Origin of the sequence: Rhodococcus qingshengii JCM 15477 (assembly GCF_023221595.1) — a bacterium.
GTDB lineage: Bacteria > Actinomycetota > Actinomycetes > Mycobacteriales > Mycobacteriaceae > Rhodococcus_F > Rhodococcus_F qingshengii.
In genome coordinates, this window is record NZ_CP096568.1 from 259,912 (window position 1) to 276,422 (window position 16,511).

Genomic DNA, 16,511 nt, shown 5'->3' on the forward strand with positions numbered 1-16,511 from the left:
GCATGTCAAGTTATTGGGCTCCCTGGGTCTGTTGGTTCGCATCAGGATGCTCTCTGGGCGATTCGGTACGGGCGTTCGCCGGCGGTGTCGTGGAAGTCGTCGAGTATCTGGAGTAGTTCAGATGTCTGCTCGTTGGGGTCGACGTCGAGTTCTGCGAGTTTGGTGAGCAGTGCGTCGATGAGGCCCTGTGTAGCTGTGATGTCGTCGCTGCCGTGGGTTGCGATGATCGCGAGTCGCCAGAGTCCCTCGTGGTATTCGTCGACGTCGAGGCCTTTCTGGGCGAGTTCGAGTGCGATGCGCGTGTCGCCTTCTTGTAGGTGACGTGCTGAGAGTTCTTCAATGGCGTCGGTGAGTTCGGAGATCATGTTCTGGCGCAGTTCTTCTGCCCAGCCGTATCGTGCGGGCGCTTTTTTCGTGGTGAATGGGGTTCCTTCCACGAGGGCGACGGCTGTGGTCAGTTCGTTGTGGTCGGCGGTGGCGGGGTGGCCTCCGATGAGGTTGTTCCAGATGTCCCAGTCGGTGTGGACGGTGTCGTCGAGGCGGTATGGGGTGTTTCCGGTGTTGTCGAAGACCTTGGGGAATGCGAGGTCTCCGGTGGCGGTTTCGCCGAGGAAGTTGCGGAGTCTGGTGAAGGCGGTGTTTCGGCGGGCGGTGCGTTTTGTGGTTTGTTCGGAGAGGCTGAGGTTTGCGTATGTCTGTTTGGGCCAGATCTTTTCGTCTACTTGGGGTCCGCGGATTCCGGGGTGTGGGTGGGTGGCGATGAGGGCTGCGAGTTCGGTGAGGTGAGGTCGTCGGCCGACGTCGGATCCTTCGTTGAGTGCTGTCACGCGTGGGGTCCCGAGGATGTGGATCCAGATGTGTTCGTCGACGGAGAGTGCGTTGTCTGGTGTCGGCGCGATCGCCATCGCGAAGGGTGGTGTGTTCTCTGCGGTGGCTGGTGTGTTGTTGATCGATGATTCGTCGGCGGGGTTGAGGTAGGTGAGGGGTTCGGTGTCGGCTTCGTCGTCGTCGAATTCGGTTGTTGCGGTGTCGAAGTTCGGTTCTGTTGCGAGGAAATGGACGGTCGGTGCCTGGTGGGGTAGGAGGTCGTCGACCGATGTTGCTTCTGCGATGCGGTCGTCGAAGGTTTCTGCTGTCCATGGGTCGTTCTGGGAAGCGGCGTCGGCGATGGGGTCGGCGTCTGCTGTTTCGAGGACGTCGATGATTGCGTCGAATTCTGCTTCGGAGATGCGTGCGGGTGTGAGGTCGAAGGCGGGTCTGCCTGGGCGGCGCAGTGTGGCGGATCCGTCGGTTCTGGTGGTCAGTGTCCAGTCTGCTGTGGGGTCGTCTGCAGCGGTGACCGCGGCGAACGCGACTCGTGGCGCGTTGGCGAGGATGTTGTCGAAGATTTCGCGTTGTGCGGGTGTCAGCGGCTCGGAGAGCAGGATGATTTCGGGATTGGTGATAGCGCTGTCTGTGTATTCGATGCGTGCCTGCGCGATGTCGTCGATTCCGTTGTCCGAGAGGGCTTGTGCGTCGGTCCGTGTGTGTCGGGCGAGCCGTTCGAGGACTGCGTCGGCGGTTGAGGCGTATTCGATCAGTGCTGATCCGTCGGTGTTCGGGCGCGCGAGAGCTTCGCCTGTGCCAACAAGGGTGAGTTTGAGGTTGTCGCCGAGCGGGGAGAAAGCGAGGAACACTGCGAGCGCTCGGATGATGTCGCGGGCCTCTGCTGTGGGGGCTGCGATTCCGAGGTGGGAAAGCTGTTCGAGGTTGAGGAGGAGTCTGGATCCGCCTTCGATTTCGCCGATTTCCACCAGGGCCGGGTAGGGGCTGACGGTGGTGAGTGGGGGGTCGAGTTCGTCGTCGGCGGTGATGGTCCAGGCCGATGTCTCGGTGTCGCGTTGCCATGGGGCGGGTAGTTCAATGTCGTCTACGAGCGCGAGTTCGATGCTGCGGTCGTGAAGGAAGACTCCGAGAAGTGCGGGTAGCGGGATGGAGTTGGTACGGCAGATGTCAGCGACGTCGCGGAGTGCGTTGTCGAGGAGTGCGAGGAGGGAAGGGTCCGCGTTCTCACGAATCTGCTGCTCGACGAGTGCTGTCGACTCCTTGGGCATTGGAATGCGTTCACCACGGCGCCTGCGATTCTGCTGGCGTCGACGGAAGAGCCCAACGCCGGCGAGAAGAGCGATGCCGGCGAGTGCGGACAGTCCCATGACGGTTTTGCTGTCCTGGGCGTTGTCGGTCGAGGTGAGGGCCGTGGTTGCTGCTGCGTTTTCCGGCAGTTGTGTGGCGGTGGTATTTAGAGGGACGAGCGTTTCAGAGTCTTGGGTGTCTGCGGGTGTGGCCTGTTGTGCGCCAGTCTCTGGTGTTGGTTCTGGCGTAGGTTCTGGTGCGATTTCCGGTGTGTTGAGCTGCTCGGATTGAGAAATGGTCGAGTCGGGGGCACCCGGAGCGATGGGGGCTGAGGCGAGGGCTGAGTTCTCGTCGAGGGCCGGTGCTGGCGCTGGGGCGGCAGCAGGAGCCTCGCTGGGGGCGGGTACCTCAACAGATACCGGCGGAGCAGGTTGGGGGGCAGGCTCTGTCGCCGGCGCTTCAGCCACCGAAGGCTCCGCCGCCTCTGCAGCGGGAGCACCTGGGATCTCGATACCGAAGATCCGCGCGGCAGCTTCCTCCGCAGCGCGCGCTTCAGCCTGAGCCATCTCATCGCCACCGGGCACCATTTCCTGCAACTCCGGAACATCCGGAACCACCAACGGCGACTGCTCCCCCGCTACCTCGGACGGAGCAGACGAAACGGGCACCTCCGGAGTTTCCGGAGCTGCCTCAGTAGGAGCCTCCGGAGCCGCGGCAGTGGGAGACACCGCGACGTCCGGCACCAACTCGGGTGCTGGTTGTGGTGCGGGCTCAGGGACAGGTTCGGGTGCAATCTCTGGAGCGGGTGCGGATGATTCCGCCGCTGGCGTTTCTGCAGCAGAGTTGGGCGATGGTGCGGGTGGAGCTACTTCTGCACCGGTGGCGGCGGGCGTCAGAAAGAGCTGTTGGCCGATTTGGATCACGTCGGTGGTCAGTGGTCCGGTGGCGCCGTGAATTTGGGGGTAGCGGGAGCCGTCACCCAGATACGTTTCGGCGAGGTCCCACAGTGTGTCCCCTGCCCTGACCGTGTAGGCGCCGTGGAGTTGCTTCTCGGGGGCGGCGGGCAATGTCAGTGTGATGCCTGCGTCGATCCAGGCTTCGTCTGGGATTGCGTTCTGGTTGAGTGACTGTATTTCCGGATAGCGTGTTCCGTCTCCGAGATGACGCTCGGCGAGGCCCCATAGTGTGTCGCCGGATTCGGTGACGATGGTTGTCCCGGCTGGTGTCTGCGCTGGGGTTTTCGTCCAGGAAGGGGCGCTCTGTTGCGGGGACTGGGTTTGAGCGTCGTCGAAGAACGCGGGTGCGCTGATCGAGGTCGGTGAAGCGTGGTTGGGGCCAAGGATGTCGGCCGCGGGGGTGGCTGTTGCTGTGCCAGCGGTGATCAGTAGGAGTGCGCCACTGACGAGTATCGCTGCCGAGTGCTGTTGGAATTGAAGTCCTTTGATGCGTCTGACTTTGACACCGCGAAGCGCTGCAGCGAGTTCGATGATGATCGAGTAGGCGAAGGTGGCCCAGGCGATCCAACCGATGATTGTCAGTGCAGAGAGGAAGAGCGTTCCGTCGTCTTGGGTGGTGAGTGCTTCTTTGATTGCGTCGAAGGTCAGGCTGGTAACGCCGGCGAGGGGGTTTCCGGCGAATGTGTAGAGCGCGAACGGGATTCCGGCAGTGAGCGCGAGGAGGGCGATGAGGTAGAGCAGGCCTTTGAGGCGGGCTGCGGCGACATTCACGTCGGGGTCCTCTCGCTCGTACGGAAAATAATTGAAGAAGTTGCACCTTCGAGGCTCTGATGAGCGGTGTTGTGGGTCCGGATCCCGAGTTCGCTCATGGGGCGCCGATCGCTCCGGCGCCCGTGTTGGTGCGGTTGAGGTTCACGTGCGCTGTTCCGACGACCGTTTGTTCGCCTATACCTATGAGCCCGAGGACTTTCGGCGTGTAGTGAGCTGTTGTGGTGATCAGGAGGGTGTTGGGCCCGGTTGGGACGACTACACCCTTGATGTCGGTTGCGGCCAAGTACTTTTGTGCTTCGCTCATGGCAGTTGCAGGGTTGACGATCACAGCCGTACCGCGGGCGGCGAGGGGGGTGATGACAGCTTGGCCAGCAGCGCGTGCGGCTTCTTCTGCTACCAGCTGGGCTTGTTGTTTGGCATGGAGTTTTCCACCTCCGTCGACGACGAGGCCGAGGCAAAGCAGCAGCCCGAAGGCAATAATCACTGTCCAGAGCACGATCGATCCTCGATCGTCTTCCGGCTTGCGGAGCTTCGCGATGAGGTTGTTCATCGGACTCTCTCTCGGTAGGTGTCAATCGGCGAGGAGCTTGTGTGCTGGATGGTGCGTACTCCACTGATCCCGAAGAGTCCGAGGGAGTCGAGGGAGACGTCGCACGTCACGGTGGTTCGCACTGTCGCTGTCACGCCGGGGCGGGTACGAAATCCGCTGGTGTCTGTGCTGATCGAGAGGTTGACGCAGTCGAGTCCCTTCGCCGCGAGATCTGAGGTCGCCGCTTCCTTCGCGCTGGTTGAAGCTTGAGAGATGGTCCTGGCGAGGGAAGCTGATCGAGATGCTTCGGCTGCGGCGTGTTCCACTTTTTGGTGGGCCATGGTGACCATCCCGCCAACGATGATGACCGCGATCAGCAGCAGGACTACGGGCGTCATGATGACGAGCTCGAGGGTTTCGGCGCCGCGGTCGTTGGCGTGTATTCGTCTGCGCAGGTTGGTCAGTGCGCTCAATACGGTATGGGTCGGTAGAGGAAGAGGATGTCGGGGTCGAATCCGGTCGTTACCCCAAGGACTAGGAGAAAGAGCGCGAGGGCCGCGGCCGTGAGGAGCCGGTTTCTGCGTGTTCTCGTCATAGGTTTCTCCGCTCGTCGGAGATGTCGTGTTCATGGGATCAACGGGCTTCCGAATTGCAAAATGATCGTTGGGTCTTGGATGAAGAAGTAGAAGGCAGCCGTGCCGGCTATGGCAAACAGGACCACAACGGTTGCTTCTATAAGGTTCACGTGACTTCGGTCGGTCGTCTTTCCGTTCCCGGATCGCTCTGAGTCCGTCATTGCGGTGACCTCTCCTCCACGGGGTCTGATGGATTCCGTTGCCCGGTCTGTTTCCGGACGGTGGCCGCTCACCAGGGGTCTCCCGGGTTGGTAACGCGTTCGACCGGAGCGCTCTGATCGATGTTGACGGTCAGGTTCAGGAATGGGATGAGTGAAATCGGCTGTCCGACAATTCGGATGGTGGCCTCGCGCTGGTTGCGTGTCACGGAGACGGCAGGACCACGAAGTACCGTCGCTCCTGTCTGCGTGATGAATCCGTACGCGGCCGCTGTGCCGGCCGCCGATGTGCCGAACTGGGATCGCGCTTGGCGAAGACCTTCCTCACCAGCTTTCATCGCGACGTTGCGCGCATGAAAATAGAGGGCTCCTTGGACGGCACCGAAGAACAGTAGGAGCACGACCGGCCAGATGATGACAGTTTCAAGGACGCCACCACGGTCGCTGCTGAGCTGAGATCGCAAGCGCGCGAGTGGGGTTGCCGTGGATGGCTGCATAGTGCCCTCCTTCTGTGGTGCGTTGTCAGACGATGGTCGCGAGGTATTTCTGCACCGTCGGGCCGAGTTGTATCAAGACGAATAGGGCAAAGAGACATACTGCGGCGGAGACGATCCAGAAGCGAAGGATGTTGCCTCCGTCGTTGTGCCGGTGGCGGTTCGTGAGAGTCATCGCAGCGCACCCTTCTATATCGCTTGATCAGGAGATTCGAGTTTCGTTGTCGAGGGGTGGATCGTCATGTCAGGAGGCTGTCGACGATCCACCCCTGTACGCCTCGTTTACTGAATTTGGTTGAGGTAGCGCATGACAACGGGACCGATGTAGGCGATTGCCGCGATTGCGAGGGCTGCGACGCCAGCCCAGATGATGACCTGTTCGAGCGTTCCACCACGATCCGAACGTCGTTTGGCGGTTCCACCTGCTCGATCGAGGAAGCCTGTGATCATCGCGATGCCGGCAAGTGTTGTGACGGTGGTTGCGCGCTGAGCACGGTGGGCGAAATTGGTGATCATTTTTGGTCCTCCTGTTTGTTTTTGCCCTCTACTGGAGAAGAGGTGCGGTTCGTGTGCCGCTGTGACCGTCCGAGTAAAACTTTTTTCAGAAGGACAGAAACTTGGCGTTTGCAGGTTATCTCGGGGGTGATGGCAGGTACTGCTCGTAGAGTGGGTATGTGCTGGTGGAGCGTTTGCGTTCTGGTCGCGGTTACGGCCTTCAGTAGGTAATTGAAGAGTTGCCATGGCTATGAACCGAGAACAATGTTGGACAAGGCAGGGATAAATAGCATTGCCATGAAAATGATTCCGAGGACGGCAAGCGGTGCTTGGATCTTCTCCGTTGCCGATCCGGCCTTGCCGAGTTCATCGGAGAGTTGAGCGTTGCGAAGCGCAGATGCTCGGGCGCTGAGTGTGACTGCGACTGACGCTCCCTGTTCGCCTGTCAGAGTCATGATGTCCGCAAGGTCGGCGAGGTCGGGCAATTCGAGTTCACCGGAAATGCGGGTGAGGGTATCCCACGGAGCCTGACCAGAACGTTGAGCCCGCATGAGCTCTTCGTCGAGCCGTCGGAAGACCCAGGAATCTCCAACGGCAGCTGCACGTTCGAGGCTCTGCACAGCACCGACGCCTCCTGTGCGGTTGAGGGCCACGAACTCGATGTAGGCGCCGAGAGAGCGGCTGAACTCCTCGCGGGCGGCGGCTGCCTTTTTGCGGACATCGATATCGGGGGTGATGAAGAGAACTCCGGCGACGGCGATCGAAAGGATCGTCGGAATTCCCCAGGGAAGCCCGTGTCCGAGGGCTGTGAGCATCAGGTTCAGTGCAGGGAAGAACAACAATCCGACGAGCGCAGAGAGGACCTTGTCGCCGAGGAAGTACGGAATCCCGATCTTGAGTATCGCCAGATCCGATCGCGGGATTCTGAGGATCGTGGAGTCTGTGGTGTACGGCAAAAGTCGCGTTCCGACCTTCCCACGGATGGAGTCGTCGTCGAAGGCTTCGTCGGGGGCCTCGTTCGATCGGTGCGCGCCAAGGTTGTCGAGGACATCGGAGAGCGACGCCTGCGCCGGGGCGAATCGGAGAAAAAGGCAGATCAGTCCGACGCTAAGAACGATCGCCAGCAGGGCCGCTTGAATTTGGAACGTCATGACAGGACTCCTTCGATGAAGCTCTCGCTTTTCGCGCTCGAGTTCTGCCGGGTTGTTCCGAGGAATCTCGACAGTTTCGGCGGTTGGATGAGCTTCTTCATCCACAACAGGCACGCGATGAAACCTGCGATTTGAACGAGGAAAATGAGCTGTCCCGCAGGAGTTTTGTAGAAGGTCATGTAGTCGGTGAAAAGGAACAGGCCGACGGTGAATCCGATGGTGATGATGGTGACCCACCGAGCAGTAGTCCGACTGCCTTTTCGTGCTGCTTCGACGGCTCGTCTGTTCCGGACATCTTCGGCCACCGACCTCGAGAGTCGATCGAGCACTGCTGTCAGACCGGATCCTCGGATGGCGGCGCTTTGAATGAGTGATCCGACGATCAGGTCTCCTGTGGCGTCGTCCAGATCGTCAGCGAAACCGCGAAGCGCGTCGATGATCGGGGTGTTGGTGCGTAGGCGTTGGATGAGTCGACTGATTTCGGTGGTGAGCGCTTCGGGCATTGCCTTGTGCGTCGCGATGATCGCCTGTTCTATTCCAGTTCCCACGGCCAGCACACCGCTCAGGTTGCGCACCCACTCTTCCATTGCATTCAGGCGCGCGATTTCCCCTTCGGCGGCTGGTTTCCCGAGTAGGAACGGCAGGCCCACGAAGATCACGGGTCCGAGCGGCAGCGCGATGAACCAACCACTGACCATCCAGGTCAAACCGCCGACGAGTACCCCGGCGACGAGCAGGATCTTGTTTCTCCTGCTGATCTTTATCGGGGATCGGCGATGTCGCTGTGGGGCGGTGGGGTCCCTCCTGTCTTTCCATCCGTTGTAGATGAGCGCGATTCCTCCGAGGAGGACCAGAACGAGAAGGATTGCGAGCAATGTGTACATCAGTACCCTTCCTCGAATCTGAGTGAGTGGCGCGGGATGCTCTGTTCAGGGAATCCGCCCTCGATGACTTTGCGACGAAGTTTCGGCGGCAATGTCCCGTATTCGCCTGTGCCGCCAGGGATTCCTTCGTAGATTGTCGAGACCGCGGGCATTCCGTCCTCACCTGGCTCGATCCAGATGATTTCGCTGATGTAGCGGGTGTGCACGCGCTCGCCGGCGTCGTTGGTGGAATAGGCAGTGTCGAGCTGGACGATCAGGTTGATATGGGCAGCCACCTGGCGAATGGCGTAGCGCTCGGTCACGCCGGCTTCGAGTGCGACGGTAACCAATCGGTTGATCGCACCCTTGGCATCGTCAGCGTGTGTGGTGGACAGCGAGCCTTTCGCCATCTGCATCGCTTTGAACATGGCGATGATCTCCTTGCCGGCGACCTCGCCGACGATGACTCGTTCGAGTTGCATGCGCACGAATGCATAGAGGATGGCGGACAGGTCGGTGGCGCCCTTGAATTCGTTGGTCGTCGAGTCGCGTTCACCGCCACCTGTGATCACCTCGGCCGGCACGATGAAGTCTTCTCGTCCGGGCATCTCGTGGAGGAAGAGCTCTCGTTCGGTTTCGGCTGTGCCGATACGGGTTTCGAGCGGCAAGGCGTTCGCGAGCGCTCTGGTGAGGGTTGTCTTTCCGGAGCCCATGGGACCTGAAGTCACGATCGATGCACCGCCGATGACCATCGCTGCCAGCAGGTTCGCGAGGAGGTCTGGCATCACTTTGTATCCGACGAGAGTGTCGAGAGTGATGTCCTTGAGGCGGTGCAGGCGGATCGCCACGTGCGGTTCGGGGACTGTCCACGCCATCGCGGAGAGGCGAATATTGCCTGGGAGGTTCAATCTCAAATGCGGGTTGTTGACGGCGAAGGTGCGTCCGCCGCCCTCAGATCGCTGTCCGAGGTTGATCAACCAGTCGATGAGTTCCTCGTCGGAATCGAAAATCTTTGGACGCTTCTGAAGCCGCCCATCCGGATACATGACCACGACCCTCGTGCCGGTCAGAAGGATATTTTCGATCGTCGGGTCGTCGACGAGGACTTGCAACGGACCCAGACCGAAGATCGTGTTGTAGACGTCTTGCGCGAGCTGCTTCTCAGCGCCGGCATCGATCGCCCCGGATCCGCTTTCGATTCCGAACGTGATGTACCGCTTGACCTTGTCGGCGATGATCTCCCGACCCTTGTGTTGCTCTTCTTCCTGCGTATAGGGCAGGAGGGTATCGGCGGTCTCGTCTGACTCGACGTCGTGCTTGCGGGCAGCGACGACCTGACTGAGTTCCTGCGAGGCTTCGTCTACGAGCTTGCGTACGAGGCGTCGGTACGCAACTGCGCTACCTGCGGAGTCAATAGATTTGACGATCTCGCTAGTGGCGGGAGGCGGCGTCCATGCCGGCTCGGACATTGTTGCCGTGTGTACGGCATTGCCATGCCCTGCTGCGCTGAGGAGGCTGGCGGCCGCGCTGTTACTTCGATGCTGCGTGTGAAGCGCGCCGGTTGAGTCGAGATGGTGGGACTCACCGCTGTCCACGCCACGCACGTCCGACGCGCTTTGATGGTCGATAGCCAAGGCATCGGATTCGTCGACCTCGTTGAGGACTAGCCACAGCGGTATACGTGCAGGGTCCTGTTCGTTCCGATCGGTCATGAGGGATCTCCAATGGATGCGGGAGCAGGCTGACTGCCAGGAAGGGGCTGATTCCGGGAAGGATTCACCCATTCGGGACGGTGTTCTTCGATGTATGCCTGCATCTTTGGCCATGCGCTTTCGAGGTTCCGGAGATAACGGGACTGGGTTCGCTGAAACTTTGTGAGCTCGTGCCCCTCCGAGAAGATTTTCGCGTGTTTGGGTGAATCAGGCAGAGTAAAGGCGACGTCGACTCCAAGCGCCTTGCCGATTTCCGAAGCGCTGTAGTACTTGTCTTCGATCACCACCAGCCCGATAGCAGCCGGTGACCGGACGGCGCGCAGCTGCGCACGCAGCTGGTCGAGCACGCCTTTGAGTGATCCCAAAGCCGTTGGACTCGTACGAGTTACCACAAGAATCAGATCGGATTGTGTTATCAAATCGTGCGGTCCTGATCGATGCCCGAGACGTCCGCCATCGACAACTACTGTGGCGCCGCGCCTGTCGATTGCACGAAGGTGAGCACCGAGAGGTCCCCAGGTAGTTGCCATGGAATCAGCTTGAGACGCGGTACGTAGACCCGGTACGGCCCACACATTGGTTTCTGGGATGTTCAGCGACTGGGCACTGAACGATTCGCCAATTTTTCCATGGCGCGCAGGCTCTACGAGGTTGATCAGGGAGCGGGGTCCTCGGCGCATTGCTCCTTTGAAATATCCACTGTGGAGCGGTGATCCGCCGACGGGATCCGCTTCGACGTAAAGTACGCCGCTGTTTTCGCAGCTGAGAGCGAGTCCAAGAGCGGTCGTCGAGACACCGGGAGCGCCGGTTGCCGAGGCGAGTACGACGAACATCTGACTACTTCTCTCTGGTGTCGAGCACGATCGCGACACGTCGTGTCGCTGCGCGAGCTGATACCCATGACGCCTCGTCCGCCTGCACCAGCACGTCCACAGTGGTTTCCTGTGTCGCTTCGATGAGAGTTGTGGAAACAACCTGCGCTTTGCTGGTGATGGGGCCTTGGACTGGGGAGTCATCTTGGTCGCGGGGTGTGTCGACGATGCGCACCATGTCGCCGGCGCGGAGCGGCTCGGCGGGCAGTTTCGCGTAGCTGACGGTGACACCGACCAATGTCAGGCCCTTGGTGGGGATAACGGCGGAAGTGATCGCGTTGGGGTTAAGAACGGTTCCGCTCGGAATTGGCACGGCTGCAACCTGTCCGACCACGGTGGCTTTGTCTTCTACTGCGACGGAGGCGATTCCAGCATCGGCGTTGACTTGTTTGGTCGTGAGGTCTTGTGAGGTGATCTGTTGCCCTTGTGCGATGTCCTGTGACACCACCAGCACATTCGTCACTTGACGCATTCCGTTAACCAGAGCTACAGCGCCGATGACGAACACGACTACCAGTGCGATCCCGGCCGCGAGGAATACCGGTCGACGACGAACTTTGGTCCTCGAAGTCGCGGTGAAGTCGGAAGTCCGTCGGACAGTCGGGTTGTCCGGATCAGCCTCTTCCCCGATGGCTTTGGACTTTGCTGTGGTGCGGATTTTTTCGAAAACCATGGGTTTCAGTCCTTTTCGTTCTCAAGCTGGAAGTGCGCAGTGAGTGCCGCAGTGATGAGTTGGCTTCTGGATCGAGCGGCAAAATCCTTCTTCAGCTCATCGAGCACTTCGAAGTCGGAAGCGCGAAGGGAGTAGGCAACAGGCGTGGTCGGAACTTTGGACGGCGATGTCGATCCCACTCCCCTGGCCTTGAAAAGTCGGCCACCCACTACACCCCCCGGGTGGATGAAGTCGTTGAGCCGGTCGTGGGTCGCTTCGATCGCTGCGATGATGAACTCGCCGTTGGTCAGACGACGTACGGTTCGTGCTTCTGCTAGCTGCGTCGCAATTGCAGTGGGCAGATGGACATTCGACGAAACGACAGGATCGACGAGATCGTCGTCCTCGGGTGCCGGATCAGTAGCGCTCGCTGGTGCTGCGAAATCGGCTTCGAGAGATTCGTGCCGGCGTCGCACCATAGAGACGCCCTGGGCGAGTGTCTGCTCAGGTACCCGTGGAGCGCTCATCGCACTCCCCCTCGACTGATTCCCTGGGCGGGCAATGAAAGACGCTCAGGCTGCCCCTGAGGCGCGTGAACACATCCTGATCGCACAATCATCTTTATCCGCCTATCGCTTCGGCCGTGTGTCGCGCGGCTCCGACCTTGTGCCGCACGACTAGGTATAGCGGCGGGCAGTTACATCACGAACACGTCAGTCACCCACCGAACACAGGGAAATGGCGCAAAGCGGGTAAACCTTCGCAAGGACACTAATCTGACCTGCGGTTATCCGACAGTGATAATAAACCGCGCGGTTCGTAGCAGAACACAAACTGCTGGCAAGTCGGTGGTAGGACGGGGTTTTATTACCTGTGTAATGTCCGTCACAACTACTGCGATTTGACCCTGCACGAACCCCTCTCGCCGAACTTTGAGCCCTCAATATCGCGACATAGACGCACCCCGGCCCCACGGAATGCTGTTGAAAGTTCTATAACCGCATACGAATTCACGCAGATGGGACTTCGGTCCCTATTCGGTCGGTATCGGGTTCTCCTACAGCCGCAGCCAAGAAGGCGACTGCTCTCGTGTCGCGGAACGACGACCCTGCCATTCGCGCTCGCCTCTTGCCCCCACTCGGCCTCATGAGGCCCCCATGAGGCCGCCGGGTGCCCCATATGCGTCTCATATCATTGCAAACGGGAGCCTCGCCACAGAGCCACCAAGCGCCCACCATCTATTCACCAGACGCCCACTACTACTCGACCACATTGGCCTCATCTGAGCGACATCTCACTTTCACTGCCCCGCCGGTTGCCTTCTGCAATCCATCTTGTAGGCCACCGACCGTCGATTGACTGTGTGTCGACTGTGTGTCGACTGGTCACCCATAGCCGACTCCTCCCCACCTAGACTCCTCGTGACAGAGGCCCATAATGCTGCGATCATTGACGGCATGCCCCTGCCGCTAGGTTCGACGCGCATGGAACCTGCGCACTGGATCGATGATCTGGCATGGCATCGGCAGGTATACAAGCAATCCAAGTTCCGCTGGGACGGCACCGAAGCCCTGCTGGTTGCTACCGAATTCACCGGAGGACGTCAAGACTTCCGAACGGTGGCCGATCTGCGTGAACTTGAGGTATATCGCCTCACCCTTTCCGAGTACACAACGACGTGTCAACGGGCTCTCGGCCTTGCCCTCCAGGAGGCAAGAAACGGCTTAGGAACGAGCGATTGCGAAGGCATCGCCGCACTGCTAGATCTAAGCGCTGTGGACTGCTCCACCAGCTCGTACTTTGCACGTTGGGGCGACCCTCGTATTGCAGGCCAATTCAGTAATCCTCAAGTGCGCAGGATCCGGAAGATGTGTGCTGGATTCTTCTTCGCCAGCCCCCTACTTCTCGCGTGGGAACTATCCCAGCTGTGGAAGCTCTATCGAGCTGCTGAAGAGCTCCTTGAGGACACACTCGTCGACCTTGTCGTCGAGCTACAGCCGCACGTCCACATATCAGATCTGCTTCACGCGTTGCATACGACGACCGAGGTCGGACTCAGCAATCGGATCAACAGTCAGAGGCACGATCGCGGTCCAGCCGGGGATCCGCGTCGCGCACCACGCCAGCAGTTCTCCCCATTGAGTATCTAGGACAAACTCCCCATTGAGTATCTAGGACAAAACTGCCGTTCAAGCGGATTTATACCGCCGTTTATGGCACCAATTCCGTTGTTCAGGGAAAAGGCGAATTCGTGCCCGCGTTGGACGACGGCGGCCTGTCTGCGAGATATGGGGGGTCGATTTGGGTGGAATTCGGCCTGACTACGGCTGTGACGTCTTCGGATCTTTCTCCCGCAGTATCCGCTCCCGATTACGGCACGACGTCCGTCACGCGTTCCGTTGCAGCTTCTGCCTCGGGTTCCTCTGTGGATTCTCCTGTCGCCTCCGCCCTCAAATCTGGCCCGGCTTCCAGCACGTCTTCCACTGAGATTTGAGGCGTTTCGACTACTGCGGTTTCCGGCAGTTGTTCTCCTGGCCTCTCTGGCCTCAACTCCACTGTCGTTTCACGTGCGATTTCCTCCGATGTTTCCGGTAGTGGTTCCCTCGCTCCTTCCGCCGGAGGTTCTGGCGAGGCTTCCGGCACAGTTCCAGGCATCGGTTCTTACGGCAACACACGCCCACTTTCCCGCCATAATTCCGGCATGGTTTCTGGCGTGATTTCCACCGTGTTTACCTGCGTGTTTTCACGTATGACTTGCAAGTAGTTTTCACCCGTGATTCACTACCTGTATGCAGGCAGCGAATCACGTAGGGAATGCAGCACACTTACGGGCAACAATTCCTGCGTGCACTGCAGCGTGAATACACCCCGTAATGACCGCCATCAATCACACGCGATGTCCTACGCGTTGTGGGGCGTGAAAATCGGCAGACACCTTTCATCCGGAACCTAACCAACGTCGGAGTGACCAAATGGCACAGAACATCGCACCAGCCGTTTCCGAAACTGCATTCAACAAGCAGATTCCCAACACCATTGCCTTCGCGAACGGCAAAGGCGGGGTAGGGAAAACCTCATTGAGCGCCAACTGTGGCGGGCTTGCAGCCGCTGGTGGGTGGCGAGTCCTCATCCTCGACCTTGACCCTCAGGGGAACCTCGCCCGCGACCTCGGGTACGACGTAGCCGACGGCCAAGACCTGCTCAATGCGCTCATCACCGGCACTGAGCCCCCGCTGCTCAAGGATGTCCGGCCAGGTCTCGACGTAGTTCCCGGTGGCCCCACGCTCGCCGATATCCAGGGCCTGATGTTTTCACGTGCCAACAGGTCGCATAGCGACGACGACGGTGAGCCCGAAACATTAGGTGACCTGCTGTTTCGTTCCCTTTCCGGTATCGCGGCGAACTACGATCTGATCTTGTTCGACACCCCTCCGGGCGACGTCATGATCCTCGATGCCGTTCTGGCGTGCTGCCAAGGCGTGGTAATCCCCACTCGGGCAGATGAAGGCAGCCTTGACGGTCTCACTCGTATTGCGAAGCGTTTCAAACGAGCTCGACGCGTCAATCCGGACCTCCGCCTCGCCGGCGTCGTCCTCTTCGGCATCGGGTCCCGATCATCTCGGCTCGAAGATGCAGTTCGAGACTCTGTCTACGAGATTATCGGGGAATCAGCTCCCGTCTTCGATACCTACATCCGCTACCTGGAAACGGCCGGCTTCGACCTACGTCGCCACGGCATCCTCGCCCACGAGCTCGAAACTCAAGCTGCTGCCGCGCAGAAGAGCCGCCTCAAGGCACTTCGAGCAGGAACTAAGCCTGAAGAAGACTTTTTGGCGCGCAACGCAACTGGGCTCGCAGAAGACTACGAAAAGCTCACGATGGAAATCATCGGCAAACTGACCGAGATCAATCAGGAAGTCGAGGCAGTGTCGTGAGCGCACGAAAAGTCGCGCGTGAAAGCCTCGAGGACGCATTTTCCGCGCCGAGTGGGCCCGGGCGCAGGGGAGCGGGGCTGGCTCGAATGCTTCCGCCGACGCGAGCGCCGCGGCCACCAGTTCCCGTGGACCCTGTCGATACCGCTGAGCAGACGTCGCCCGCGGTTGATTCCACAGCACCAGACATGCCGATGCCGGAAGAGCCAGAGCGTTCCGAAACCCCGCCAGATCCGAAGGTCTCGTCGAACACGCAGGCACCGAGTAGTTCGGACAGCGCCTCTCAAACGCATCCTGTCGAAGCCCTTCAGCCGGCGAAGTCACCGATGTCCTCGTTGGCCGCGCCGTCGGCCGATCCGGAGGGCGCAGGTGATGTGAAACCCGCCGAGCAGGCCGCATCATCCACTCCGGTGACGAATGTCGATGACGCGCCGGATGATGTCGACGCGGTCGAGAACATGCCGATTTACATCGATAGCGCCACTCTTACGGCGCTCAAGGCTGAGAAGGGGCGGATCGGGGGGACGTACGCCGAGGTCGCCGAAGTCGCTTTGGACGAACAGATCGGCGAAGTAGGGGAGATCCTGAGGCAGAGGTCGGCGAAGAGCCAACAAGCTGGTGCATTCAGTTCGTTGCCCAAGCGACGGAAGTCGCCTCAGATTCGAGGTGGAATCCAGGTTCAGTTGCGGTTTACAAAAGCGCAGCGAGACTGGCTCGATGAGAAAGTCGCGGAGTTCGGCGCACCGTCGCGCAGTGTCGTCGTAGCGGTTGCATTGCAAATCCATCTCGGTACCAGGCCGAAGTAGGACTGTGCGGGAGTAGTTCCTTCTCCAATATTGGTTTGAACTTACGTCTTTCTCCTCGTTCCCCACTTCGCTCCCCACTATGCTCCCCACTCGTGTGGGGAGCATTTTAGGTGCATTGACCTGCAACTTCGTCTCGCTCCCCATGCTCCCCACACTTTTGCGCCCAGGTTCGCGCGTAGAGGGATTCGGGTTTCGTTTGGCTACATCTGTCGTGTCATCTCCTGACTGTGAGTGCGGAGATGTGATGAGCCCGGAGCAGACTCACGAAAAATCCTTCGACGGGATCGGTCACAGGAGTGATCTCCAAGGACCTCCTCTCTTTTGAGGACGGGATACCTGGCGATCAAAGGAAGGCGAGTGAGCTGTCACCATG

General features: G+C 59.7%; 15 protein-coding genes. 3 read left to right on the forward strand and 12 right to left on the reverse strand.

Translation table 11 applies throughout. From position 1 onward, the window contains the following. Positions 1 to 41: 41 nt before the first annotated feature. The 12 genes from M0639_RS34795 to M0639_RS34850 form a co-directional block, all read right to left on the reverse strand. Positions 42 to 3,839: a LysM peptidoglycan-binding domain-containing protein gene (locus M0639_RS34795; protein WP_064075544.1), complete on the reverse strand. Its 3,798-nt coding sequence runs from the start codon at positions 3,837 to 3,839 to the stop codon at positions 42 to 44. Between the two features lie 94 nt (positions 3,840 to 3,933). Then, positions 3,934 to 4,389 carry a pilus assembly protein TadG-related protein gene (locus M0639_RS34800; protein ID WP_064075543.1) on the reverse strand — a complete coding sequence of 152 codons (456 nt, stop codon included), beginning with the start codon at positions 4,387 to 4,389 and terminating at the stop codon, positions 3,934 to 3,936. After that, positions 4,386 to 4,841 (reverse strand): TadE/TadG family type IV pilus assembly protein, encoded by a 456-nt coding sequence (locus tag M0639_RS34805; RefSeq protein ID WP_225989395.1) that lies wholly within the window; start codon positions 4,839 to 4,841, stop codon positions 4,386 to 4,388. The genes M0639_RS34800 and M0639_RS34805 overlap by 4 nt, the downstream gene beginning before the upstream one ends. A 391-nt stretch (positions 4,842 to 5,232) precedes the next feature. Next, positions 5,233 to 5,658, reverse strand: a complete 426-nt coding sequence (locus M0639_RS34810) for a TadE family protein (RefSeq protein ID WP_046380341.1) — start codon at positions 5,656 to 5,658, stop codon at positions 5,233 to 5,235. Positions 5,659 to 5,683: 25 nt separating this feature from the next. Then, positions 5,684 to 5,830 carry a hypothetical protein gene (locus M0639_RS34815; RefSeq protein WP_156525103.1) on the reverse strand — a complete coding sequence of 49 codons (147 nt, stop codon included), beginning with the start codon at positions 5,828 to 5,830 and terminating at the stop codon, positions 5,684 to 5,686. Between the two features lie 107 nt (positions 5,831 to 5,937). Further along, complete coding sequence (locus M0639_RS34820; RefSeq protein ID WP_054186639.1) at positions 5,938 to 6,171, reverse strand: hypothetical protein; 234 nt, start codon at positions 6,169 to 6,171, stop codon at positions 5,938 to 5,940. A gap of 227 nt (positions 6,172 to 6,398) precedes the next feature. Continuing rightward, on the reverse strand, positions 6,399 to 7,301 hold the full coding sequence (locus M0639_RS34825) for a type II secretion system F family protein (RefSeq protein ID WP_064075542.1): 903 nt from the start codon (positions 7,299 to 7,301) through the stop codon (positions 6,399 to 6,401). Further along, on the reverse strand, positions 7,298 to 8,185 hold the full coding sequence (locus tag M0639_RS34830) for a type II secretion system F family protein (RefSeq protein WP_011133360.1): 888 nt from the start codon (positions 8,183 to 8,185) through the stop codon (positions 7,298 to 7,300). The genes M0639_RS34825 and M0639_RS34830 overlap by 4 nt, the downstream gene beginning before the upstream one ends. Continuing rightward, on the reverse strand, positions 8,185 to 9,876 hold the full coding sequence (locus M0639_RS34835; protein ID WP_064075541.1) for a TadA family conjugal transfer-associated ATPase: 1,692 nt from the start codon (positions 9,874 to 9,876) through the stop codon (positions 8,185 to 8,187). Before M0639_RS34835 ends, M0639_RS34830 begins: the two co-directional genes overlap by 1 nt. Then, positions 9,873 to 10,223, reverse strand: a complete 351-nt coding sequence (locus tag M0639_RS34840) for a hypothetical protein (RefSeq protein WP_197486220.1) — start codon at positions 10,221 to 10,223, stop codon at positions 9,873 to 9,875. The genes M0639_RS34835 and M0639_RS34840 overlap by 4 nt, the downstream gene beginning before the upstream one ends. A gap of 490 nt (positions 10,224 to 10,713) precedes the next feature. Beyond that, complete coding sequence (locus tag M0639_RS34845; RefSeq protein WP_064075539.1) at positions 10,714 to 11,421, reverse strand: SAF domain-containing protein; 708 nt, start codon at positions 11,419 to 11,421, stop codon at positions 10,714 to 10,716. A 5-nt stretch (positions 11,422 to 11,426) separates the two neighbouring features. Further along, on the reverse strand, positions 11,427 to 11,927 hold the full coding sequence (locus M0639_RS34850; RefSeq protein WP_156525102.1) for a hypothetical protein: 501 nt from the start codon (positions 11,925 to 11,927) through the stop codon (positions 11,427 to 11,429). 894 nt (positions 11,928 to 12,821) lie between these two features. Between M0639_RS34850 and M0639_RS34855 the strand changes: the two genes are divergently transcribed. The 3 genes from M0639_RS34855 (at position 12,822) to M0639_RS34865 (ending at position 16,138) form a co-directional block, all read left to right on the forward strand. After that, positions 12,822 to 13,550, forward strand: a complete 729-nt coding sequence (locus M0639_RS34855; protein WP_082893316.1) for a hypothetical protein — start codon at positions 12,822 to 12,824, stop codon at positions 13,548 to 13,550. Between the two features lie 822 nt (positions 13,551 to 14,372). Then, complete coding sequence (locus tag M0639_RS34860; protein ID WP_064075538.1) at positions 14,373 to 15,335, forward strand: ParA family protein; 963 nt, start codon at positions 14,373 to 14,375, stop codon at positions 15,333 to 15,335. Further along, positions 15,332 to 16,138, forward strand: coding sequence for a hypothetical protein (locus M0639_RS34865; protein ID WP_156525101.1), 807 nt, complete (start codon positions 15,332 to 15,334; stop codon positions 16,136 to 16,138). The genes M0639_RS34860 and M0639_RS34865 overlap by 4 nt, the downstream gene beginning before the upstream one ends. Positions 16,139 to 16,511: the final 373 nt, after the last annotated feature.